Here is a 21,511-nt window from a genome sequence, read left to right on the forward strand (position 1 = left end):
AATTACGCAAAATAATTCGGTACTATTAAACATCGGGACTAGAGTTTTAAGTTTTGTGTGGTAACTCAACTGATGGCTCTAGTCCTCTTATTTTTCAAGTCAATTTTTTATCCGCGATTCGGGTTAATTAGAATAAAAACTGAATAAAAACCCCAGCAAAATAATCAGGATTAATATACTTGAAAAATAAATTCCAACCATTTTAATCAGATTTAAATAGTCTATTGTTACAAAAAATAATCACAAATATTTAGAATAATTATCAAACTTTTAATTAAATATTATTAATATTTTCAATAACTTATAAATATATATTTATTTAAACTATTTGGTCTATTTATTTTTTAGTTACAATCGATTAATAATATATAACAAACCACATAATAGGCTTGTTCACATGAGCTTAGTTTCTAAAAATTTAAACCAAAAAACAGTAAGAGAGATTACTGCGATTTTAATTATCAAGATCATTCTACTTCTGGTAATTAAAAATATTTGGTTTGATGCGCCTACTATTCCAAAAGATTTTGACACTCAAGTCGCCGAGCGTATCGCCGGCAATCCTTCCCAAATCAAGGAGACACGTTGATGATTTCTGAAAGCGTGGTCGATCTTTCGCGGTTCCAGTTCGCTATGACCGCGATGTATCACTTTATTTTTGTTCCACTGACCTTAGGCCTGGCATTTCTGCTTGCCATTATGGAAACCACCTATGTGATTTCCGGCAAAGAAATTTACAAGGACATGACTAAGTTTTGGGGAAAACTGTTCGGGATTAACTTTGCCTTAGGGGTAACCACAGGCTTGACCATGGAGTTCCAGTTCGGAACCAACTGGGCATATTATTCGCATTATGTGGGTGATATTTTCGGTGCACCATTGGCTATTGAAGGTTTGATGGCCTTCTTCCTTGAATCTACTTTCATTGGTTTATTCTTCTTCGGTTGGGACCGTTTATCCAAAGTACAGCATCTGGGCGTAACCTGGTTAGTTGCACTGGGATCTAACATGTCTGCACTGTGGATTCTGGTTGCCAATGGCTGGATGCAAAACCCGGTTGGTTCAGCATTTAACTATGAAACCATGCGTATGGAAATGGTGGACTTTGCAGCACTGATCTTTAACCCGGTTGCACAGGTTAAATTCGTACATACTGTTTCTGCAGGTTATGTGACTGGTGCCATCTTCGTACTGGCGATTTCAAGTTACTATATGCTGAAAAAACGTGACTTGCCATTTGCACGCCGTTCATTTGCGATTGCTGCCATTTTCGGCTTAGCGTCAACTCTTTCTGTGATACTGCTGGGCGATGAGTCTGGCTATGAAATTGGTGATGTACAGAAAACCAAACTGGCTGCGATTGAAGCAGAATGGGAAACTGAACCAGCACCTGCAGCATTTACTTTATTTGGCTTCCCAAATAAAGAAACCATGTCTACCGATTATGCTGTGAAAATTCCTTATGTTATGGGGATTATCGCTACACGTTCTGTAGATACGCCTGTTACCGGTATTAAAGACCTGCTGGTTGAACATGAAGGTCGTATCCGAAACGGTATGGTGGCTTATGAACAACTGGAAAAACTACGTGCTGGCGATCAGTCTCCTGAGCTGAAAGCTGCATTTGCAGAAACTCAAAAAGATTTGGGCTACGGTCTGCTTCTGAAAAAATACACTGCAAATGTTGTAGACGCTTCTGACGAGCAAATTAAGGCAGCAGCAAAAGATACTATTCCACATGTACCAAGCCTGTTCTGGGCATTTCGTGCCATGGTCGCTTCTGGCTTCCTGATGCTGGTTCTGTTTGTTCTTGCGACTTTTGCGGTGGCTAAACGCAATGCAGAAAACAAACCTTGGTTATTAAAATTTGCATTATTTGCACTGCCGCTTCCATGGATTGCGGCACAAACTGGCTGGTTTGTCGCTGAAGTAGGTCGTCAACCTTGGACCATTGGTGAGGTTCTGCCTACACACCTGTCGACTTCAAGCTTAAGCACAGGCGATGTATGGGGTTCAATCATTGCATTAGCAGCGTTCTACACTGTACTGCTGATCATTGAAATGTACTTAATGATTAAATTCTCACGCCTTGGCCCAAGTTCTCTACATACTGGTAAATACCACTTCGAGAAACTTGAAGCTGCAAAAAAGGCAAATGAGGAGGCTCAAGCATGATCGAATATGAATTACTCAAAATAATCTGGTGGGTACTGGTTGGCGTCTTGCTGATTGGTTTCGCCCTGACTGATGGCTTTGATATGGGCTCCATGGCGATCATGCCATTCGTGGGTCAGAATGATGAAGAACGTCGTGCGGCAATCAATACGATTGCCCCGCATTGGGATGGTAACCAGGTCTGGTTTATTACTGCGGGTGGTGCCCTGTTTGCTGCCTGGCCAATGGTTTATGCAACTGCCTTTTCTGGTATGTACTGGGCACTTCTGCTTGTTCTGTTTGCCTTATTCCTGCGTCCAGTAGGATTCGACTATCGCTCCAAACTGGAAAATACCAAATGGCGTAATGCCTGGGATTGGGGCCTGGCAGTTGGTGGTGCTGTGCCCGCACTGGTTTTCGGTGTCGCATTCGGCAATATGTTCCTGGGTGTTCCATTCACCCTAGATGAAACTGTACGTTCAACTTATAGCGGCAGCTTCTTTGCCCTGCTCAATCCATTTGCACTGGTATGTGGTGTTGTCAGCTTATCTATGCTGTGTGCACACGGTGGTGCATGGTTGATGCTACGTACAGATGGCGATTTACGTGAACGTTCTGCCAAAGCAACCAAAATCATGGGGATTGTTTATCTGGTAGCTTTCCTGGCAGTCGGTGCATGGTTATATTTCGGTGGTATCCAGGGTTATACCCTAGTGACTCCTTACGAAACTAACGGTATCGCTAATCCACTAGCAAAAGAAGTACTGACCAATGCCAACCCAGGCTGGATGAACAACTACAGCACTTATCCAATCACGATACTGGCACCAGTTGCAGGTATTTTAGGTGGCATCATTGTGGTATTGGCTGCATCTAAAGCCAAAGCAGGTTTGAGCTTCCTGGGTTCATCTTTAGCAGTGATCGGTGCAATTTTGACTGCCGGTTTTGCCCTGTTCCCATTCCTGATGCCTTCAAGCATTAATCCGGTTGCAAGCTTAACCATGTGGGATGCGGTCTCCAGCCAAAATACCTTAACTGTGATGACTGTGGCTGCATGCATCTTCGTTCCACTGATTCTGTGCTACACCACTTGGTGTTACTACAAGATGTGGGGCGTGATTACCAAAAAACATATTCAAGAGAATTCACACAGCCTGTACTAAGGCTGTGTCTTAGGAGATAAAATTATGTGGTATTTCGCATGGATTCTCGGCATTTTGATGGCCTGTTTCGCTGGTGTACTCAGTGCACTATATATTGAAAATCATCAAGACCTGGATGAGAAATAAGAGATGACAGACGCTGCAGTTGAACAAGTAAAGATAGAAAAAAAATCTAACCCTTTTGCAATGGTGATTTCTTGCCTATTGGCTTTTCCACTCGCAGCGGTGTTGCTGGTTCATCCTGCTGCGATGCTGGATGCCAACGGAGAATATAGCCACCGCGCCATGATGTTTATCATGATCGGGATTTCAGGCGGTTTTATTCACGGGGTTGGCTTTATCCCTCAGCACTGGTTCTGGAAATGGCTATTTAGTCCGTTTCTGGCTTGGCCGTTAATGCTATGGGGTTATTACACCTGGTTTCTTAATTAGGTATTAAACAGCCAAAAACAAAGCCCTCATTTGAGGGCTTTTTGTTCTTTATTTCTTTTGTGAAACACAGCCTGTTTCATAGGTAGTTCCCAAATCCTGAAGGGATTGAGTAAACTGATTATCCAGTGTACTCACAAACCGGAATTCATCCTGCGCTGTCGCAAGATGCAGATTCTGTTCTGATAGATACTTTAACTGCTTTAAACCGGTTGCATATTCACAGGCTTTAGCAATCATAAGTGCAGGATGCTCACGTCGGTCTACCGATGAGTTCAACACGGCAAGTTTTAGCTCTAACTCATCATATTTTTGTTTGGTTTGCGCCTTAAATTCAGCCTGACTCAGTGGTTTGGCCCAAGCTGAAACAGATAAGCCCAAAATTCCAATGGCTATAATTAATTTATGCATTTTCCCCTCAACAATAAAAATTACATACGATTTATCTAAGTTATTGAATATTTATAGCATAAAGCTACTTTTAATAAATACGAGCAATAAAGAAGCCAGAACAGGTCTGGCTTTGAAAACTTACTTCAATGAATTTTCTAACGATGAGTATGAATTGACATCACAATACCCATCCCTGCCAACATGGAAATCACAGCTGTACCCCCATAACTCATCAATGGCAAAGGGTCACCCGTTACAGGTAAAATCCCACTGACCATGCCTGAGTTTAAAAACACGAAGAAAAAGAAAGTCAGTCCGATCGCACCGGCATACAAACGGCCAAAATTATGAAAGCTATTCATGCCAATAATCAGACAGCGAATAATAATGGCCGTAAACAGGCTGAATAGCAGAAACACCCCGATAAAACCAAATTCTTCGGCATAAGTCGACATAATAAAGTCGGTATGATGTTCAGGTAAATAACCTAGATGAGACTGCGTACCTTGTGAGTAACCTTTTCCCATAATCCCGCCCGAACCGATGGCAATTTTGGACTGGATAATGTTCCAGCCTGCGCCCAAGGCATCCGATTCTGGATCGAATAAAGTCAGAATCCGTTTCTTTTGATATTCCTGCAACAAGAACATCCACAGTAGCGGCACTGCAACGGCCAAAGCAGCAAAGGCTCCAGCAATTAGACGCCATGACATGCCACTCAGGAACAGTACAAAGATTCCAGGAATCACCAGACCGATATTTAGATCGGGTTGTAATGCCACCAGTACAAAAGGTACGCCTAAAATCACCAAGGCGCCGACAATATCTAGAAATTTTGGCGGGAAAGGTTTACGGGCAAAGTACCAGGCCATCATCAGTGGCATGGCAAACTTCATCACCTCACTCGGCTGCATACTCCCCACACCCGGCAACGTAATCCAGCGGGTTGCCCCAAGACGCTTTTCACCAATCACAAAGACCAGCAGCAGCATAAAGATACCGAACATATAAAAATATGGACTGGCAGCCTGATAGACCTTGGGTGGTACTTGGGCACAGATAAACATTACCACAAAACCCACACCAAAACTGATCGCCTGACGAATCACCATCCCCGAATCTTCAGAGGTGGCACTGTAAACCACCATCAGACCCAAGATCGCATTTAAAATCAGGAAACAAAGCAGCCATGGATCGAGGTGCAACTTGGTCCATCGGGAGGCATTCTGGGGATTAATACTACGACCATCGCGTGCGGACTGCCGCAAAAAACGATACTGCTGTGAAGGGATCATTGGCCCACGGGTAGAAAATTCATGATGGCAAAATTATAAGTTAAAGTGCTCCGGAATAAATCGCCATTGACTGATTTATTCCATTTTTATTGCAATATATTTAGCGCTGGGCAGCCAGAATCAGCTTGGCCAGTTCCAGATCATCTGGATAGGTAATTTTAATATTGTCAGAGCGACCTTGTACTACTTGGACGGGTTCATCTATATGTTCCAGTGCACTGGCTTCATCGGTAATGGTAACACCATCTGCGAGTGCCTGCTGAATCGCACGTTCTAAGGTTCCAAGTTTCGCTATTTGTGGTGTTTGCGCCTGCCACAAAGTTGAACGATCTACTGTCGTTTCAATATCATGATTCTTTACGACACGTTTTAAGGTATCCCGTACCGGAATGGCCAGAATCGCCGCCTGATCAGTTTGAATTGCTGTATTGACCAGATCAATCAGGGAGCTTTGACTCACACAAGGACGGGCTGCATCATGCACCAAAACCCAATCCTCTTCTGAAGCAATCTCAGATAAATATTCCAAGGCATTTAGTACAGAGTTGACGCGCTCTGCACCGCCTAAGCAAAAATGTGCTTTATCCAGATGAGAAAGTGGCAGAGTCTTGGCAACATCATCCTGTGCACCAATCGCAAGGACATAACCTGCTAATGGCAATTGATTCAGACGGGAAACCGTGTGTTCAAGAACGGTCCGTTCCTGAATCATCTGGTATTGTTTAAGTTCGGTTTTGGAAAATCGGCTACCGGAACCTGCAGCTGGTAAAATGACCCACAATTTATGGTGTTGTTGGAACATCAGCTGATTCATTGGTTCTCAGGTCTACTTTATTCGGATTAAGATAAATCGGTTTATATTGAGTACTAATAGTGCTCATTTGCACAAAGGTTTCATGCGGCTTGATCAAACCTAGATCGAGACGGGCATGCTCTTCGATGGCTTCAATACCATTCTTCAAATCATAAACTTCTGCGGCCAGAACGCGATTACGTTCTTTCAGTTCTTCATTCAATTCTATTTGTTGCTGAATTTTCTGGGTCAATGCCTGATGGTCATTATAACCACCCTCACCGAACCAGTATAAATATTGAAACCCTGCGATCAAAACGATCGCAAGGCCCAACAGTACTTTACTCATCAAGGAGTCGAATACATTTAACATTGACATAAATCGCTTAGTTCAAACCTTTGAACTCAGCTTTACCGCGATATGCAGCTTGAGTCAATTCTTCGATACGAAGTAATTGGTTATATTTTGCTACACGGTCAGAACGGCAAAGTGAACCAGTCTTGATTTGACCTGCTGCTGTACCTACTGCAAGATCCGCAATTGTAGAATCTTCAGTTTCACCTGAACGGTGTGAAATAACAGTTGTGTAACCATTGGCTTTCGCAAGGTAAATTGCATCAAGCGTTTCAGTCAAAGTACCAATTTGGTTGTACTTGATCAGGATTGAGTTACCTACTTTTTCATCGATACCGCGTTGTAAGATTTTCGGGTTAGTAACGAACAAGTCATCACCGACCAATTGAATCTTGTCACCTAAGATCGAAGTGAGGTAAGACCAACCTTCCCAATCAGACTCATCTAAACCATCTTCAATTGAGATAATTGGATATTGATTTACAAGACCAGCTAAATAGTCAGAGAATTGGTTGCTTGTGAATGCTTTGTTGCCTTCACCTGCAAGAATGTACTGACCATTTTTGTAGAATTCTGAAGATGCACAGTCAAGCGCCAACATGATGTCAGAACCCGCTTTGTAGCCAGTCTTCTCAATAGCTTCAAGAATAACTGTGATTGCTTCTTCGTTAGAACGTAAGTTTGGCGCAAAACCACCTTCATCACCCACTGCTGTGTTTAAACCTTTTTGATTCAATACAGATTTTAATGAGTGGAAAATTTCTGCACCAGCACGTAATGCTTCAGAGAATGAAGTAAAGCCCACTGGCTCAATCATGAACTCTTGAATATCAACGTTGTTGTCTGCGTGTGAACCACCATTTAAGATGTTCATCATTGGTACAGGCATGGTTAAAATGCTGTTGTTACGAAGGTCTGCGATGTATTGGAAAAGAGGAATTTTCTTTTCATCAGCAGCAGCGCGCGCAGCAGCCAAAGACACGGCTAAAGTTGCGTTAGCACCTAATTTTTCTTTGTTTTCAGTACCATCAAGCGCAATCATGGTGTTGTCGATGTCTTTTTGTTCAAACACAGACTTACCAAGTAAAGCATCACGAATTAAAGTATTGACGTTATTTACCGCAGTTTTAACGCCTTTACCCAAGTAACGTGCTTTATCGCCATCACGAAGTTCTAGAGCTTCACGAGAACCAGTTGAAGCACCTGATGGTGCACATGCACGGCCAACTACGCCAGATGCTAAGATTACGTCTGCTTCGATGGTTGGGTTACCACGAGAGTCCAAAATTTCACGTGCACGAATGTCAACGATTTGGCTCATGAACAATTCCTCAGTTGATTAATAACAGGATGCTTAAAACTGCATCAATGGGTATCTAATTTTTCAAATCCTTTCACTAGAGTATCCAGCTCTTTTAATTGAGCCAGGAATGGTTCTAGTTGAGATAAACGCAAGGCACAAGGACCATCACATTTTGCCACATCCGGATTTGGATGAGCTTCCAGGAACAAACCTGCAAGACCTGTTGCCATACCGGCACGCGCCAGTGTAGTAATCTGCGCACGACGACCACCGGCAGAGTCAGCACGACCGCCTGGAGTTTGCAAAGCATGGGTTACATCAAAGAACACAGGTACATTCATTTCTTTCATGATGTCAAAGCCCAGCATATCGACAACCAAGTTGTTGTAACCAAATGCTGAACCACGCTCACAAAGAATCAATTTGTCATTCCCTGCTTCTAAACACTTATGCAAAATATGACGCATTTCGTGCGGCGCAAGGAACTGGGCTTTCTTGATGTTGATAATGGCATCAGTTTTTGCCATCGCTTCAACCAGGTCAGTCTGACGACTTAAGAATGCAGGTAGCTGGATAATGTCAGCAACTTCTGCCACAGGAGCAGCCTGATACGGCTCATGTACATCAGTGATAATTGGCACATTAAAATGTTTTTTAATGTCGGCTAACCACTCGATTCCTTTTTCCAGGCCAGGCCCACGGAATGAGTTCAGGCTTGAACGGTTGGCTTTGTCAAAACTTGCTTTAAAGACATATGGAATATCTAAACGTTTGCAGATATCAACATAAGTCTCTGCAATTTCAAAAGCTAAGTCTTTCGACTCAAGTACGTTCATGCCGCCGAATAGTACAAATGGCAAGTGGTTTGCCATTTGTATATCGCCTAAACGTACAATTTCTTGTGGTTTTAATTGTGACATTTAAACTTCCTAGTTGTGTCTTAAACTCGCATTATTTAGTTTTTTGGTACTGTTTTTTCGCAGCATCAATGAAACCGGCAAATAATGGATGTCCATCACGTGGCGAGCTGGTAAATTCCGGGTGGAATTGTACTGCAATAAACCAAGGATGTGCAGGAATTTCAACAGTTTCTACCAGGTGTTGCACTGGAGAATAACCAGAAATCTTCATGCCTTTTTCTTCCAGCACTGGGATATAACGGTTGTTCATCTCGTAACGGTGACGGTGACGTTCGATAATTTCATCCGAACCATACACTTCAGCAGTCTTGGTACCCGGTACCAGTTCAGACTTCTGTGCACCTAGACGCATGGTACCGCCAAGATCAGAATCTACTGAACGCTGTTGAACTTCACCGCGCTCATCTAACCATTCAGTGATCAGACCAATCAATGGAGATTTGGTTGAACGGTTGAATTCTGTTGAAGTCGCATCAGTGATACCCGCCACATTACGTGCATATTCGATCACTGCAAGCTGCATACCTAAACAGATGCCCAGGAATGGCACACCGTTTTCACGTGCAAAACGAATTGCTTTCATTTTGCCTTCAGTACCACGTTCACCGAAACCACCTGGAACCAAGATTGCATCCGCATCTTTCAATACTTCATTGACATCTTGGCTTTCAAGCTCTTCAGCATTGACATAGTCGATCTGAACTTTCACGCGGTTTTGAATACCGGCATGTAAAAGTGCTTCGTTCACAGACTTGTAGGCATCTGGAAGTTCAACATATTTACCAACCATTGCCACACGAACGGTGTATTCAGGGTTCAGTAAAGCTTCTACCACATTATCCCAGTCAGACAGGTCTGCTTCTGGAAGATTGTCATAGCCGAAACGTTCACAGATGAGATCATCAACGTTCTGTTCATAGAAAGTACGTGGAATCTGGTAGATCGTACGTGCATCTTTACACACGACTACTGCACGCGCTTCTACGTTAGTGAACAAGGCAATTTTACGCGTCGTATCTGCATCAACATCATGTTCAGTACGGCAGATCAAAATGTCTGGTTGAATACCAATAGACAGAAGTTCTTTTACTGAGTGTTGAGTTGGTTTAGTTTTTAATTCTGCTGCAGACTTAATGTATGGGAGTAACGTTAAGTGCATCAGCATCGTACGTTTATGACCAAGTTCAACCATTAACTGACGTACAGATTCCATGAATGGGAGAGATTCAATGTCACCTACAGTACCGCCGATCTCAACGATCGCAACGTCATAACCTTCGCCAGCGCGAAGTACACGTTCTTTGATGTTGTCAGTAATGTGTGGAATAACTTGTACAGTACCACCCAGGTAGTCACCACGGCGTTCTTTATTCAGAACATCCTGGTAAACACGGCCTGATGTAAAGTTATTCAGTTTGGTCATTTTCGCACGACGCAAGAAACGTTCGTAGTAACCCAAGTCTAAGTCTGTTTCAGCACCGTCTTCTGTAACAAAAACTTCACCGTGCTGGAATGGGCTCATAGTCCCTGGATCGACATTAATGTATGGATCCATTTTTACCATGGTCACTTTTAAACCACGGGCTTCTAAAAGTGCAGCAACAGAAGCAGCTGAAATACCTTTACCTAGTGATGAAACAACACCACCAGTCACGAAAATAAAATGGGTCATTGGGTTTCTCGTACAATCGAGCCTAAATCGGCCTGCAATGTTGCGCAATTTTACTTTACCTTGTACCAATAAAGCAAAGTCAATCCGCATCAAATCAAAGAACAATAAACAATTGACTATTCTAACAGCAATTCCTGAAAAAAATTACAGTAAGTTCATATGATTTATATATTGCATTTTGCTGCTATAATAGGAACATTCACACCCTACACTATTCTGTTTGATGCAATGATGATGAAGAAACTTTTAATCTGTACCCTGATCCTGACTGGCCTTACACTGACTGGTTGTGTAAAAAAAGAAGCTCCTAAAGAAGAAGAACAAACCGAAGTTACTCCAGCATCTGAAGTGGTTGCTCCGGAACCTGTACAACTTGAGCCTGTTGAACCATTAGAATCAACACCAGTTGAACCGGTTGAAGAAGCACCAGCAGCACCGACTGTTGAAATCCAGCGCGAACAAACTGCGAATACTACGACTGAAATTCGCCGTGAAGTTAAAAAACCGGAACCTGCTCAATCAGAGTCTGCGCCTGCAGCTGAAACAAATTCAAGCACTGAGCAGCCTGCAAAACCTGCAGCAACACCAGCCGCTCCTAAAAACAACTCATCTTCTGCAAATAAGTCTGAAGATGATGCAGTTGCAGATGCAATTGCTGCTGCTATGCCAGCACTTGAAAACTAATATAATCCTTCATCAAAAAAACCCAGCTTATGCTGGGTTTTTTATGGTTTAAAAATCTCTTTCAAGCTGCCGTTAGAGTATCGGAAAGTTGCAGTAAATAATCTGCCATCAGACGAGTGGCCCATGATTCTGTCTGCATTAAGCCCTGATAAAAGCCACAATGGCTACCTTTTTTAGTGGTGACGACCACAATATTTGGCATGGCTCGAATGACATCCTTATACGGTTCCAGATTCTGGATATGACAGACCGGGTCATCTTCCGAATTCAAAATCATCAATGGAATTTTGACATTTTCAAAGACATAAATCGGATTGGTAGCCTTGGTATAACTTTCATAATCTGAAAAGCCTGCCAGCTCATAGTAGCGCTGTTCAAATTCAGACAAGTCTTTCACCTCAAGCAATTGCTTCCATGAAGGATAAATCTGCCAGGTTTCCTGATAAGGATGGATAAAACGTTTAATCAGTTTTTTAGCCATCACTTTGCTATAAAACGGATGCACATAGGCAAAACCGGTTTCGGTATTATAGCCTGGGCATAAGGCAAAGGCTGCTTTGAGCGGGGTCTGCTCGCCCTCTTCACCCAAGTAGCGAACCAGCAATCCTGTCCCTGCAGAGGAACCCACACCATAGAGATCGGATTGAGGAAACTTGTCCTGAATATAGAGCAACTGTTCACGCAGATCTTGGGTTGAACCAAACAAGTTCATTTTTGGCACAGGCATTGGCAGGTCAGCATGACCACGGCGCAAACACAGAGCAACACGCCAGCCTGTATATTTATGTAGGTCACGCACCAGCTCCCGCATGGATTCCGGAGAGCCGGTAATGGTATGCAATAGCACAATGGTAGGTGTACTTGGCGGTAAATCTAAACCATACCAGGCAATGCCAGTAATGCCGCCATCGGACATATTCAGCTGCTCAAGCACATCATATTGCAGCTTAATCGTGCGTTTTTTTATCAAGTCCAGATATAGAATGTGCGCATGCGCATTCGATAACCACGGTGTTGGACGATATTTCTGTTTTAAAAGTGGTAAACGTTCAATCACACCAGAAAATAAACCATTCGGATTATAATAAAGTGTTGGAAGATCTGCTCCGCTAAAGCGGTCCAGATATTCACTTGAAAGTTGACTCATTTTTTTAAGCCACATTTTCATCTGTATTCCCCTCTAGTTTTCTATCAGTGATGTACAAACTTCATGCCGACTTGAATCAATTTTAGGAAATTAAGTATTAGCCTGATAAGCCTGAATCCGCTGGCCCATTTCTATAGCTAAGGCTTCAAGTCCAGATTTTGGTCGTATCATTACTTCAAAATCAATGATCTGACCTTCATCATTGAACTGAATCATGTCGATTCCCTTAAGTTTCTTATCGCCGACATTGGCGGAGAACTCAAGTACAACATTGTTACCATCTTCACTAAGAAATTCGCGGTGATAACTAAATTTTTCAAAGACCTGAACCACATTGGTCAAGATAAAAAATACAACCTGTTTCCCGGGATAAGGCTGAAAAGCCACGGGCGAGCGGAATACAACATCGTCCGCAAGGAGTTCATTCAATATAGATATGTCACGTGTTTCCAACATTTCATGCCAGCGCGTGATTGCAGTTTGGGTTATTTGTAGTGTCATTATTATTTCCTTTTTGTTGTAAAGTCCCCCTTTTTGCAAAGGGGGACTTAGGGTGATTCTGTTGTTTCAGAATAGAATCCTCTCCCTAACCCTCTCCTTTAACAAAGGAGAGGGAATGTTGCGAATCAACTTTCTTTCATGACAATTTCGCATGAAAGCAAAAACTGTCATCTTTTAAATTTTATCAATTAAATTACCGCAGCCAATTCAGCACCCTGACGGATTGCACGTTTAGCATCCAGCTCACCTGCTTCTTTCGCACCACCAATGAGATGCACGTTTTTACCGGCAGCTTTCAGTTCATCAAACATGGCAGTATAAGATTCCTGACCAGCACAGATAATGACATTATCTACGTCTAACACTGCAGGTTGATCATTTACCATCACATGCAGACCTTGATCATCAATTTTTTCATAGCTTGCACCAGCAATCATTTTGACATTACGATGCTTTAAGCCAGCACGGTGAATCCAGCCTGTGGTTTTACCCAGACTTGAACCGACAGAAGCTGCTTTACGCTGCAATAAATAAATTTCACGTTCAGGTTGTTCTACATTGGCTGTCTTAAGTCCACCGACATTTTCATAGTTAGTATCGATTCCCCATTCATCATAGAATTTTTCCGGATTGACACTACCACTTTCGGTCCCATGACTAAGCAGCTCGGCTGTATCAAAGCCAATACCACCTGCACCAATAATCGCTACACGCTGGCCGACTGGTTTACGCTCTCTTAGTACCTCCAGATAAGACAACACTTTAGGATGATCAATTCCAGGAATATCGAGCTGACGCGGTGTCACCCCAGTGGCAACCACAATGTCATCAAATTCGGCTGAAATCAGCTGATCAAAGGTCGCGGTGCAATTTAATTTCAATTGAATACGGGGTTGCAATTCAATCTGACGTTTGAAATAACGCAAGGTTTCATAAAACTCTTCCTTACCTGGAATGGTCTTCGCGATATTAAATTGCCCACCAATCTGCGCTGAAGCTTCAAATACTGTTACATGATGACCACGACCTGCTGCATAGATAGCAAAGCTTAAACCTGCTGGTCCTGCACCAATCACTGCAATATTTTTGGCTACATTGGTTTCTTTAAAAATCAGTTCAGTTTCATAACACGCGCGTGGATTCACCAGACAGGTAGCAATTTTCATCGAGAAAATATGATCCAGACAGGCCTGATTACAACCGATACAGGTATTAATTTCATCACTACGGCCCTGTTCTGCTTTTAAGACAAACTCAGAGTCTGCCAGCATTGGACGTGCCATTGACACCATATCGGCATCGCCTGTAGCCAGGACATATTCTGCCATTTCCGGAGTATTAATACGGTTAGAGGTAATAAGAGGAATATTCACCTGACCTTTTAGCTTGCGCGTAACCCAAGTAAAGGCCGCACGTGGCACTTTGGTAGCAATGGTCGGAATACGCGCTTCATGCCAGCCAATACCGGTATTAATAATCGTCGCGCCCGCTTTCTCTATAGCTTTGGCGAGTTGAATCACTTCTTCTAGAGTTGAACCGCCTTCAACCAGATCCAGCATGGAAAGACGATAGATAATAATAAAATTCTCACCGACCATTTCACGGGTACGGCGTACAATTTCAATCGGGAAACGGATACGGTTTTCATAACTACCACCCCATTCATCATCACGATGATTGGTACGCGCTGCGATGAACTCATTGATCAGGTAACCTTCTGAACCCATGATTTCGACACCGTCATAACCGGCGTATTGAGCCAGTCTGGCACAGTTGGCAAAGTCATCAATGGTTTGCTGCACTTCAGCAGAGCTTAAGGCATGCGGTTTGACTGGATTAATCGGTGCCTGAATTGGAGACGGCGCGACATTTTCCGCCTGATAAGAGTAACGGCCGGTATGCAGGATCTGCATGGCTATTTTCCCGCCAGCCTCATGCACGGCTTGAGTAATGATTTTATGCTTTTCAGCTTCTTCAATCGTGTCGAGTTTGGAACCGCCCTGAAAAGTGACGCCATGATCATTCGGTGAGATACCACCTGTCACAATTAATGCTACGCCACCCTTGGCGCGTTCTGCATAAAAGGCAGCCATCCGATTATAACCACCTGGTGCTTCTTCTAAGCCCACATGCATAGAGCCCATCAAGACACGGTTTTTAAGCGTGGTAAAACCCAGATCCAGTGGGGCAAGTAAATTCGGATATTTAGACATTTCAACTCCCTAGCGTGCAGATGTGCTGGCTATTTTTATTCAGGCTGACTGATTTACTTCCATCAAGCATCAGCCTTATGCAACTTGTTGCACTAATTTATAGTACAGAATTGATTTTTATGCAACATGTTGCATAATAATCCCGAGTCACTTTTTTGAGACGTTTATGTCTTTATCACATGTTTTACTCACCAGCCTGATTGAGAAACCGAGCACCGGCATTGAACTGGCACGCCGTTTTGACCGCTCCATGGGCTTCTTCTGGAATGCCACCCATCAGCAGATCTATCGTGAATTGAATGCCATGCTGCAAAAAGGCTGGATTTCGACCATAGAAGAGGAAGATTCCCATAGCCGTAAAAAAACCTATCAGGTAGAACGGCTCGGCCGGGAAGAACTGGCTAACTGGATGTTAGAACATAGTTCACCTGCACAGCTTCGGGAAGAACTGATGGTTCGTCTGCGTGCAGAAGCCCAGCTTGGCGGCAATAGCACCTTACCTGAACTGGAACGCCATCTAGAAATACATAAAGAGAAGCTTAAAACCTATCAGCAGATTTTCGCCAAAGACTTTGCTCAAGCTGACGAAAATGACCGAACCCTGTATATTCATAAAATGATTCTGCAACTGGGTATTGATCAGGAACTGGGCTGGATTGCCTGGCTGGAACAGGTTATTCCCAGACTTAAACAATTCGATGTAGAAAAATTATAAATACGGAGATATGCATGCCCTTCTATACCATGGCAGATGGCGAACAGTTATTTGTACGTGAATACGGTCAGGGTCAACCTGTACTAGTCTTATCAGGTCTGGGCATGTTGAGCTGGCAATGGGCAGCTTTTCTCTATCCACATCAGAAAAATTTCCGCTTTATCATTCCTGAATGGCGCGGTTTTGGGGCGTCTAGTCACTGCAAAATTCCGCAAGACCTGGATGCGATTTCCAGTCACTGGCTTGATGTTCAGTCGGTGATCCAGCAGCTCAATTTAGATCAATTCATTGTAATTGCTTACTCTATGGGCGCAACCACTACCATGCATGGCTTGTGCTATGGAGATTTTTCCAAACACATAGCAGCTTATTTGCATATTGATCAAACACCGAAGATTCCGGTGGATGATGCCTGGGCATTTGGACTTTTTGGTCCACGCCATCAGGAATTTATTGAAATTTTGCAGCAGCTTTCATCACTACTTGCAGAACATCAGCATATTGAACTCATTCGGGATCTGGATACTGCAGTACGTCAGCAGATTGCAGCATTATGGCTGCGCTTTATCCAGCTACAAAATGATCGTCCAGCCAGTTTGAAAGTATTTAAGTTCATCATGAATCAACCTCGTCTGCAAAGCCTGCTCCTGCCTTCTAGCCGGGTGGATTATATGACGTGGTACATCAATAATTATTTATATCATCAGGAAGATTATCGTGAAGCTCTGACGAAGCTTACTTGTCCAGTAACTTTCTTTAGCGGTGTGCAGTCAAAACTTTATCCTGTGGAAGGTCAGCGCCTAATTGCCCAAAGCCTGCCTCAGGCTAAACAGGTACTTTTTACAAAATCTGGCCATACCCCCTTACTGACCGAACCACTCAAATTTGCCAAGGAGCTCGGTATCTTTCTGAAAGACAATTTACAGTCGAGTTCATCAGCGGCCTAAAGATTCAGGAGAAGAAATCATGAAAAAACTGGTGGTGTTTTCAGGTGCTGGCATGAGTGCGGAAAGTGGGATCAACACCTTCCGTGATAGTGATGGGCTTTGGGAACAGTATCGTATAGAAGAAGTGGCCACACCGGAAGCTTGGGCTAAAAATCCGGAACTGGTGCAACGCTTTTATAATGCCCGACGTAAAAATATTCTGGAAGCACAGCCAAATGTAGCTCATCAACTCATTGCCGAACTTGAAGATGATTTTGATGTCCATGTGATTACCCAGAATATTGATGATCTGCATGAACGTGCTGGAAGCTCCAAGGTCATTCATCTGCATGGCAATATCCGCCTAGCCAAAACCTCAGGCCCGAATTGTCAGTACACCACCGAGTTTTATCCGATTGAAGGGACTAAATTAGATTTAACTAAACACTTCTGTAAGGAGGGCTATCCACTACGTCCACATGTGGTCTGGTTTGGCGAAGCCGTACCTGCTTATGAAGAAGCACAAGATTGTGTACAGGATGCTGACATTTTCGTGGTTATTGGAACTAGTCTGCAAGTATATCCTGTTGCTGGCTTAATCCATGAGATTACAGCTCACTGCACAGCTTATTATATTGATCCCAAAGCAGATCAACAGCATTTACCAGTTCAGTTTCACAAGATTTCCCAGACAGCCACAGAAGGCATGAAAACCTTACTTAAATTACTTGAGTCTAAGATCTAATCATCATTCAAAATTCGTATTCTATAGTTGACAGTATGCAACAATCATTTTTTAATCAGCCTATTGTTGCAGGAATGGAATTAAACGATGCTGACTGATCTGGATGATTTTTACTGTTTTGCGCAGGTCGTTGAACATGGCGGCTTTAGTGCAGCCGAACGTGCCACCGATATTCCCAAATCCAAGCTCAGCCGCCGTGTTTATAATCTGGAAGAACGCCTTGGTGTCCGCCTGATTCAGCGTAGTTCTCGCCATTTTGCAGTCACTGATATTGGCATGAATATCTATCGACATGCACAAGTGATGCTCAGTGCAGCACAGGCCGCCCATGATCTGGTGGATCATCTCAGTACTGAACCGCGTGGTACCATTAAAATCAGCCTGCCCGTCTCCATTGCCCAGAATGAAATGGCAAAAATCCTGCCGGATTTCCTGAAAAAATATCCTGAAATTAAAGTCCAGATGATGATCACCAATCGACGTGTGGACATTATTAATGAAGGTTTTGATCTGGCCTTACGGGTACGGACCAGCCTGGATGATGATCCGAATCTGGTAATTCGTCAGTTTGAAAAAATTGAACAGCATCTGTTTGCCAGTCAGGGCTATTTAAATGAATTTGGCGATCTTAAAACACCTGAACAGCTCTCTGAACATAAAATTTTAAGCATGGTTGAGGAACATACTGAACAGTTCCTGATATTGCAGAATGAGCAGCAGCAACAGAAGAAAATCCGGATCAACCCGACCGTAATGGGATCAGACCTGAATATGCTGGCACAACTGGCAGCTTCAGGCTGTGGTATTACCTTATTGCCCGATAATGTCGTGCAGCAATATATAGAACGGGGCGAACTGGTTCGGGTACTTTCAGACTGGAAAACGGCACATGGAATTTTCCATCTGGTTTATCCTTCCCGTCGTGGTCTGTTACCAGCTGTAAGAGTATTTATTGATTATCTGGTTGAGCATCTGCATCTTGTATAAATAGACATATTTCCGGCAAAAAAAATAGCTCATTCTTGGGGAAAAATGAGCTAATAAAAACGATTCACTACAGCATGAAGTGAACGAAAGGAAACTACTACCGCCAAGCCAAATCTAATACACAGCAATCAGACATCTAACAAAGCAAATATCAACTAACTATAAATAGATTAAGAGAATTTGGCTGGTTAAACCACTTCTTCATGTAGTATTTTGTAGGCTTTTGTCATTAATAACACGTATGCTGTAATTTATTTAAGCTACTGTATTTCAATGCATAACATGAAAAATAATTTAAATTTCCGGATATTCGCCAGTGCCTTCTGGCCACGGCGATAACAGTTCAAAACCTGTTTCAGTCACGACTACCATGTGTTCCCATTGAGCCGACCAGGATTTATCTGCAGTCACGACTGTCCAGCCGTCCTTCAACTCTTTAACACGCGCTTTACCCATGTTGACCATAGGCTCAATGGTAAAGACCATACCGGGTACCAGTTTGATGCCCTGACCTGGTTGTCCGTAATGCAGAATGTTTGGCTGTTCGTGATAAATTTTACCAATCCCATGACCACAATATTCACGCACAATGGTGTAGCCTTCACGCTGTGCAACAGACTGGATTGCATAACCAATATCGCCTAGGGTTGCGCCCGGTTTAACGGCATGAATCCCGGCAACCATAGCTTCATAAGTGGTTTCGACCAGACGTTTGGCTTCAGGAGTTGGTGTACCGACATAATACATTCGACTGGTATCGCCAAAATAACCGTCTTTAATGATCGCAACGTCAATATTAATAATATCGCCATCTTGCAAGACCGTATTCGGAGATGGAATACCATGACAAACCACTTCATTCGGTGAAATACAGGTGGTTTTGGTATAACCATAATAGCCAATATTAGCTGGCGTCACTTTTAGTGTATTGACGATAAAATCATGACAGATGTCATCCAGATATTCAGTTGTGACACCCGGCTTGACATGCTCCCCGATCATTTCCAAAACCTGTGCAGCCAAACGCCCAGATATACGTAATTTTTCGATATCTTGTTCGGTTTTCAGAGTAATCGCTGGAGCTCGCATGGATCTATCCTCAAGGTGAATCGGGAAATTATAGTCCTTTTTCAGCCAAGATGCGCATTTGTTCGCTCTGCATGACAATTCTTAAAACTTGCTCTAGAGAATCTCAATGCTGCTTATTTATACAAACAATAAGCTTAAAATGATGAAATGGAGCCTAAATGATTTATTTATTTAAAAATAAATTATAATTTTTTCAACTGAATATCAAAGATATATTTCTACCAAGCTTTTAAAGTTCACATTATCCGATCGTCAAGATCAGTAAAATCAAGGCTTTCAGCATTAAATTAAACTCCAAAAATCATCATATATACACTAAAATCGCTTTCTTTTATTTATTTGTTCTCCCTCTATGACAAGTCTCCGTACAAGAGATATTGTGGCCTTAGGTTTTATGACCTTTGCACTTTTTATTGGTGCGGGCAACATTATCTTTCCACCGATTGTGGCTCAACAAGCCGGTGAGCATGTATGGTTAGCTGCCCTAGGTTTCCTGATTACGGCAGTTGGCCTACCTGTCATCACCATCGTGGCATTGTCACGTGTTGAAGGTTCAATCCAGATCTTAAGTTCTCCATTAGGTAAAGCTGCCAGTCTATTATTGACTGTGGTCTGTTATCTGACGGTTGGGCCTTTATTCGCGACACCGCGTACTGCAACCGTTTCTTATGAAATCGGCTTCTCTTCATACTTTGGCAATGCACCTAGCAACCTGCTGATCTATAGTGTGATCTATTTTGCTGTAGTGACTTTAGTTTCCCTTTATCCAAATAAGATTCTGGATACGGTTGGTTACTTCCTGTCCCCAGTAAAAATTATCGCGTTGATCATTTTAGGCGGTGCTGCAGTATTGATTCCTGCCGGCAAACCACCTGCTGCAGTGGGTAACTATGTTACAAGCCCGGTCACTGAAGGCATCGTTAATGGTTATCTGACCATGGATACCTTAGGCGCATTGGTCTTTGGTATTGTGATTGTGCGTGCAATAACCTCTCGTGGCGTAACGGATCGCAAGCTGATTACCAAATATGCAGTCAATGCAGCGATTATTTCAGGTATCGGTTTGACGCTGGTGTATCTCAGCCTGTTTAAACTAGGCTTAGGTAGTCATGATGTTGCCCCTAATGCTGCCAATGGTGCGATTATTCTGCATGCCTATGTACAACATGCTTTTGGTGATATGGGTGCTTATTTCCTTGCCACCATGATCTTTGTTGCCTGCATGGTGACTGCGATTGGCTTAACCTGTGCATGTGCTGAATACTTCTCCTCTATTACCAAACTGCCTTATAAAGCCTTTGTCTTTGTACTGGTCGGCTTCTCGCTGGTGATTTCAAATCTTGGTTTGACCAAACTAATTGCCGTTTCTGTGCCTGTATTGAGCGCGATTTATCCGCCTGCGATTGCAGTGATCCTGCTAAGCTTCTGCGGTCATTTCTTTAGAAAACCTGCTCAAGTTGTTGCACCGACCACACTGGTTGCATTTATTTTTGGTATTTTTGATGGTCTAAAAGTTGCTGGCCTTGAATTACCTGAATTGCTACAGAACTTACCGCTTTCTGAACAAAATATGGCATGGCTGATTCCATCTCTTATTGTTCTTGTCATTGCCGCTGTGATTGACCGCATCAGAAATTAATCTTTCTAAGAGGTCATAAAAATCGTATTTTTACCCAAAATCCGGTTTTAGCGTGATCAATAACTGTCAGGTTTTACCCAAACCGGCATTTATTGTTTACCTCCTCTAATCATGATCACAGCCAGATTGTATTTTAGAAAGCTTTATAGACTTTTATCAATTATTTTAATTAGCTTCTTTCTTACTTCCATTTTCATTCTTTAGCAGAAGATCAATACAACTCTCTATTTTACTGTTTTTTAAACATATTGTTTCCTGATTAAACCAACTAACTCTCATCATTCTACATAGACTTACATTCTCTGGATTATCTCTACAAATCTTTGGCGTAGAATTTGCTTTTCTCTAGTAGCAATGAATGATCGCTTGCACACTTCAGTCGAACTGC

General features: G+C 42.8%; 22 protein-coding genes. 11 read left to right on the plus strand and 11 right to left on the minus strand.

Annotated elements, in window-relative coordinates; translation table 11 throughout:
• The first annotated feature begins 397 nt into the window (after window positions 1–397).
• From cydP to FTU00_RS08550, 5 genes are read left to right on the plus strand one after another with little or no spacing between them, the layout of a single operon-like run.
• Entirely contained in the window at window positions 398–589 is a 192-nt protein-coding gene (gene cydP, locus FTU00_RS08530; RefSeq protein WP_004783737.1) for a cytochrome oxidase putative small subunit CydP, read from the plus strand.
• Window positions 589–2,175, plus strand: a complete 1,587-nt coding sequence (locus FTU00_RS08535; protein ID WP_125279135.1) for a cytochrome ubiquinol oxidase subunit I — start codon at window positions 589–591, stop codon at window positions 2,173–2,175. The genes cydP and FTU00_RS08535 overlap by 1 nt, the downstream gene beginning before the upstream one ends.
• Complete coding sequence (cydB, locus tag FTU00_RS08540; RefSeq protein WP_180003736.1) at window positions 2,172–3,317, plus strand: cytochrome d ubiquinol oxidase subunit II; 1,146 nt, start codon at window positions 2,172–2,174, stop codon at window positions 3,315–3,317. The genes FTU00_RS08535 and cydB overlap by 4 nt, the downstream gene beginning before the upstream one ends.
• Window positions 3,318–3,341: 24 nt before the next feature.
• On the plus strand, window positions 3,342–3,443 hold the full coding sequence (gene cydX, locus FTU00_RS08545) for a cytochrome bd-I oxidase subunit CydX (RefSeq protein ID WP_004783742.1): 102 nt from the start codon (window positions 3,342–3,344) through the stop codon (window positions 3,441–3,443).
• 3 nt (window positions 3,444–3,446) lie between these two features.
• Window positions 3,447–3,749 carry a cyd operon YbgE family protein gene (locus tag FTU00_RS08550; RefSeq protein ID WP_159123153.1) on the plus strand — a complete coding sequence of 101 codons (303 nt, stop codon included), beginning with the start codon at window positions 3,447–3,449 and terminating at the stop codon, window positions 3,747–3,749.
• 48 nt (window positions 3,750–3,797) lie between these two features.
• Here the strand turns inward: FTU00_RS08550 and FTU00_RS15585 are convergent, their stop codons facing one another.
• The 7 genes from FTU00_RS15585 to FTU00_RS08585 all read right to left on the minus strand — a co-directional run bounded on the left by FTU00_RS15585 (window position 3,798) and on the right by FTU00_RS08585 (window position 10,477).
• Window positions 3,798–4,157 carry a hypothetical protein gene (locus FTU00_RS15585; protein WP_227607366.1) on the minus strand — a complete coding sequence of 120 codons (360 nt, stop codon included), beginning with the start codon at window positions 4,155–4,157 and terminating at the stop codon, window positions 3,798–3,800.
• Between the two features lie 137 nt (window positions 4,158–4,294).
• Window positions 4,295–5,434: a rod shape-determining protein RodA gene (rodA, locus tag FTU00_RS08560; protein WP_125279132.1), complete on the minus strand. Its 1,140-nt coding sequence runs from the start codon at window positions 5,432–5,434 to the stop codon at window positions 4,295–4,297.
• Between the two features lie 100 nt (window positions 5,435–5,534).
• Complete coding sequence (ispD, locus tag FTU00_RS08565) at window positions 5,535–6,248, minus strand: 2-C-methyl-D-erythritol 4-phosphate cytidylyltransferase (protein ID WP_180179535.1); 714 nt, start codon at window positions 6,246–6,248, stop codon at window positions 5,535–5,537.
• Window positions 6,217–6,606, minus strand: coding sequence for a septum formation initiator family protein (locus FTU00_RS08570; RefSeq protein WP_373684944.1), 390 nt, complete (start codon window positions 6,604–6,606; stop codon window positions 6,217–6,219). The genes ispD and FTU00_RS08570 overlap by 32 nt, the downstream gene beginning before the upstream one ends.
• Before the next feature lie 7 nt (window positions 6,607–6,613).
• The gene (gene eno, locus FTU00_RS08575; protein WP_180179536.1) at window positions 6,614–7,903 is read right to left on the minus strand and encodes a phosphopyruvate hydratase; all 1,290 of its coding nucleotides are present in this window, start codon (window positions 7,901–7,903) and stop codon (window positions 6,614–6,616) included.
• A 44-nt stretch (window positions 7,904–7,947) separates the two neighbouring features.
• Window positions 7,948–8,805, minus strand: coding sequence for a 3-deoxy-8-phosphooctulonate synthase (kdsA, locus tag FTU00_RS08580; RefSeq protein WP_004783756.1), 858 nt, complete (start codon window positions 8,803–8,805; stop codon window positions 7,948–7,950).
• A 31-nt stretch (window positions 8,806–8,836) separates the two neighbouring features.
• Window positions 8,837–10,477 (minus strand): CTP synthase, encoded by a 1,641-nt coding sequence (locus tag FTU00_RS08585; protein WP_104426986.1) that lies wholly within the window; start codon window positions 10,475–10,477, stop codon window positions 8,837–8,839.
• Window positions 10,478–10,705: 228 nt separating this feature from the next.
• Here FTU00_RS08585 and FTU00_RS08590 point away from each other — a divergent pair, with 228 nt between their 5' ends.
• Window positions 10,706–11,161, plus strand: coding sequence for a hypothetical protein (locus tag FTU00_RS08590; RefSeq protein WP_218951781.1), 456 nt, complete (start codon window positions 10,706–10,708; stop codon window positions 11,159–11,161).
• Window positions 11,162–11,222: 61 nt separating this feature from the next.
• Here the strand turns inward: FTU00_RS08590 and FTU00_RS08595 are convergent, their stop codons facing one another.
• From FTU00_RS08595 to FTU00_RS08605, 3 genes are all read right to left on the minus strand, one after another.
• The gene (locus FTU00_RS08595) at window positions 11,223–12,329 is read right to left on the minus strand and encodes a YheT family hydrolase (RefSeq protein WP_180054053.1); all 1,107 of its coding nucleotides are present in this window, start codon (window positions 12,327–12,329) and stop codon (window positions 11,223–11,225) included.
• A gap of 69 nt (window positions 12,330–12,398) precedes the next feature.
• Window positions 12,399–12,809, minus strand: a complete 411-nt coding sequence (locus FTU00_RS08600; protein ID WP_180179538.1) for a nuclear transport factor 2 family protein — start codon at window positions 12,807–12,809, stop codon at window positions 12,399–12,401.
• 188 nt (window positions 12,810–12,997) lie between these two features.
• Window positions 12,998–15,022, minus strand: a complete 2,025-nt coding sequence (locus FTU00_RS08605; RefSeq protein WP_180179539.1) for an NADPH-dependent 2,4-dienoyl-CoA reductase — start codon at window positions 15,020–15,022, stop codon at window positions 12,998–13,000.
• Between the two features lie 166 nt (window positions 15,023–15,188).
• Between FTU00_RS08605 and FTU00_RS08610 the strand changes: the two genes are divergently transcribed.
• From FTU00_RS08610 to FTU00_RS08625, 4 genes are all read left to right on the plus strand, one after another.
• Window positions 15,189–15,737 carry a PadR family transcriptional regulator gene (locus tag FTU00_RS08610; protein ID WP_180179540.1) on the plus strand — a complete coding sequence of 183 codons (549 nt, stop codon included), beginning with the start codon at window positions 15,189–15,191 and terminating at the stop codon, window positions 15,735–15,737.
• A 14-nt stretch (window positions 15,738–15,751) separates the two neighbouring features.
• Window positions 15,752–16,684 carry an alpha/beta fold hydrolase gene (locus tag FTU00_RS08615; RefSeq protein ID WP_180179541.1) on the plus strand — a complete coding sequence of 311 codons (933 nt, stop codon included), beginning with the start codon at window positions 15,752–15,754 and terminating at the stop codon, window positions 16,682–16,684.
• A gap of 19 nt (window positions 16,685–16,703) precedes the next feature.
• A complete protein-coding gene (locus FTU00_RS08620) occupies window positions 16,704–17,408 on the plus strand; it encodes a Sir2 family NAD-dependent protein deacetylase (RefSeq protein WP_180179542.1) in 705 nt (234 codons plus the stop codon).
• An 87-nt stretch (window positions 17,409–17,495) separates the two neighbouring features.
• Entirely contained in the window at window positions 17,496–18,395 is a 900-nt protein-coding gene (locus FTU00_RS08625; RefSeq protein ID WP_180179543.1) for a LysR substrate-binding domain-containing protein, read from the plus strand.
• Window positions 18,396–18,689: 294 nt separating this feature from the next.
• Here the strand turns inward: FTU00_RS08625 and map are convergent, their stop codons facing one another.
• Window positions 18,690–19,484: a type I methionyl aminopeptidase gene (map, locus tag FTU00_RS08630; protein WP_180003723.1), complete on the minus strand. Its 795-nt coding sequence runs from the start codon at window positions 19,482–19,484 to the stop codon at window positions 18,690–18,692.
• 352 nt (window positions 19,485–19,836) lie between these two features.
• On the opposite strand from map, the gene brnQ reads away from it, so the two are divergent.
• Window positions 19,837–21,123, plus strand: a complete 1,287-nt coding sequence (brnQ, locus tag FTU00_RS08635) for a branched-chain amino acid transport system II carrier protein (protein ID WP_180179544.1) — start codon at window positions 19,837–19,839, stop codon at window positions 21,121–21,123.
• Window positions 21,124–21,511 lie beyond the last annotated feature (388 nt).

This window comes from Acinetobacter sp. YH12041 (assembly GCF_013419975.1).
Classification (GTDB): domain Bacteria; phylum Pseudomonadota; class Gammaproteobacteria; order Pseudomonadales; family Moraxellaceae; genus Acinetobacter.

Coding starts and splice junctions, on each gene's coding strand:
- cydP (WP_004783737.1), top strand. CDS start 398: ATGAGCTTAGTTTCTAAAAATTTAAACCAAAAAACAGTAAGAGAGATT.
- FTU00_RS08535 (WP_125279135.1), top strand. CDS start 589: ATGATTTCTGAAAGCGTGGTCGATCTTTCGCGGTTCCAGTTCGCTATG.
- cydB (WP_180003736.1), top strand. CDS start 2,172: ATGATCGAATATGAATTACTCAAAATAATCTGGTGGGTACTGGTTGGC.
- cydX (WP_004783742.1), top strand. CDS start 3,342: ATGTGGTATTTCGCATGGATTCTCGGCATTTTGATGGCCTGTTTCGCT.
- FTU00_RS08550 (WP_159123153.1), top strand. CDS start 3,447: ATGACAGACGCTGCAGTTGAACAAGTAAAGATAGAAAAAAAATCTAAC.
- FTU00_RS15585 (WP_227607366.1), bottom strand. CDS start 4,157: ATGCATAAATTAATTATAGCCATTGGAATTTTGGGCTTATCTGTTTCA.
- rodA (WP_125279132.1), bottom strand. CDS start 5,434: ATGATCCCTTCACAGCAGTATCGTTTTTTGCGGCAGTCCGCACGCGAT.
- ispD (WP_180179535.1), bottom strand. CDS start 6,248: ATGAATCAGCTGATGTTCCAACAACACCATAAATTGTGGGTCATTTTA.
- FTU00_RS08570 (WP_373684944.1), bottom strand. CDS start 6,606: ATGTCAATGTTAAATGTATTCGACTCCTTGATGAGTAAAGTACTGTTG.
- eno (WP_180179536.1), bottom strand. CDS start 7,903: ATGAGCCAAATCGTTGACATTCGTGCACGTGAAATTTTGGACTCTCGT.
- kdsA (WP_004783756.1), bottom strand. CDS start 8,805: ATGTCACAATTAAAACCACAAGAAATTGTACGTTTAGGCGATATACAA.
- FTU00_RS08585 (WP_104426986.1), bottom strand. CDS start 10,477: ATGACCCATTTTATTTTCGTGACTGGTGGTGTTGTTTCATCACTAGGT.
- FTU00_RS08590 (WP_218951781.1), top strand. CDS start 10,706: ATGATGATGAAGAAACTTTTAATCTGTACCCTGATCCTGACTGGCCTT.
- FTU00_RS08595 (WP_180054053.1), bottom strand. CDS start 12,329: ATGAAAATGTGGCTTAAAAAAATGAGTCAACTTTCAAGTGAATATCTG.
- FTU00_RS08600 (WP_180179538.1), bottom strand. CDS start 12,809: ATGACACTACAAATAACCCAAACTGCAATCACGCGCTGGCATGAAATG.
- FTU00_RS08605 (WP_180179539.1), bottom strand. CDS start 15,022: ATGTCTAAATATCCGAATTTACTTGCCCCACTGGATCTGGGTTTTACC.
- FTU00_RS08610 (WP_180179540.1), top strand. CDS start 15,189: ATGTCTTTATCACATGTTTTACTCACCAGCCTGATTGAGAAACCGAGC.
- FTU00_RS08615 (WP_180179541.1), top strand. CDS start 15,752: ATGCCCTTCTATACCATGGCAGATGGCGAACAGTTATTTGTACGTGAA.
- FTU00_RS08620 (WP_180179542.1), top strand. CDS start 16,704: ATGAAAAAACTGGTGGTGTTTTCAGGTGCTGGCATGAGTGCGGAAAGT.
- FTU00_RS08625 (WP_180179543.1), top strand. CDS start 17,496: ATGCTGACTGATCTGGATGATTTTTACTGTTTTGCGCAGGTCGTTGAA.
- map (WP_180003723.1), bottom strand. CDS start 19,484: ATGCGAGCTCCAGCGATTACTCTGAAAACCGAACAAGATATCGAAAAA.
- brnQ (WP_180179544.1), top strand. CDS start 19,837: ATGACAAGTCTCCGTACAAGAGATATTGTGGCCTTAGGTTTTATGACC.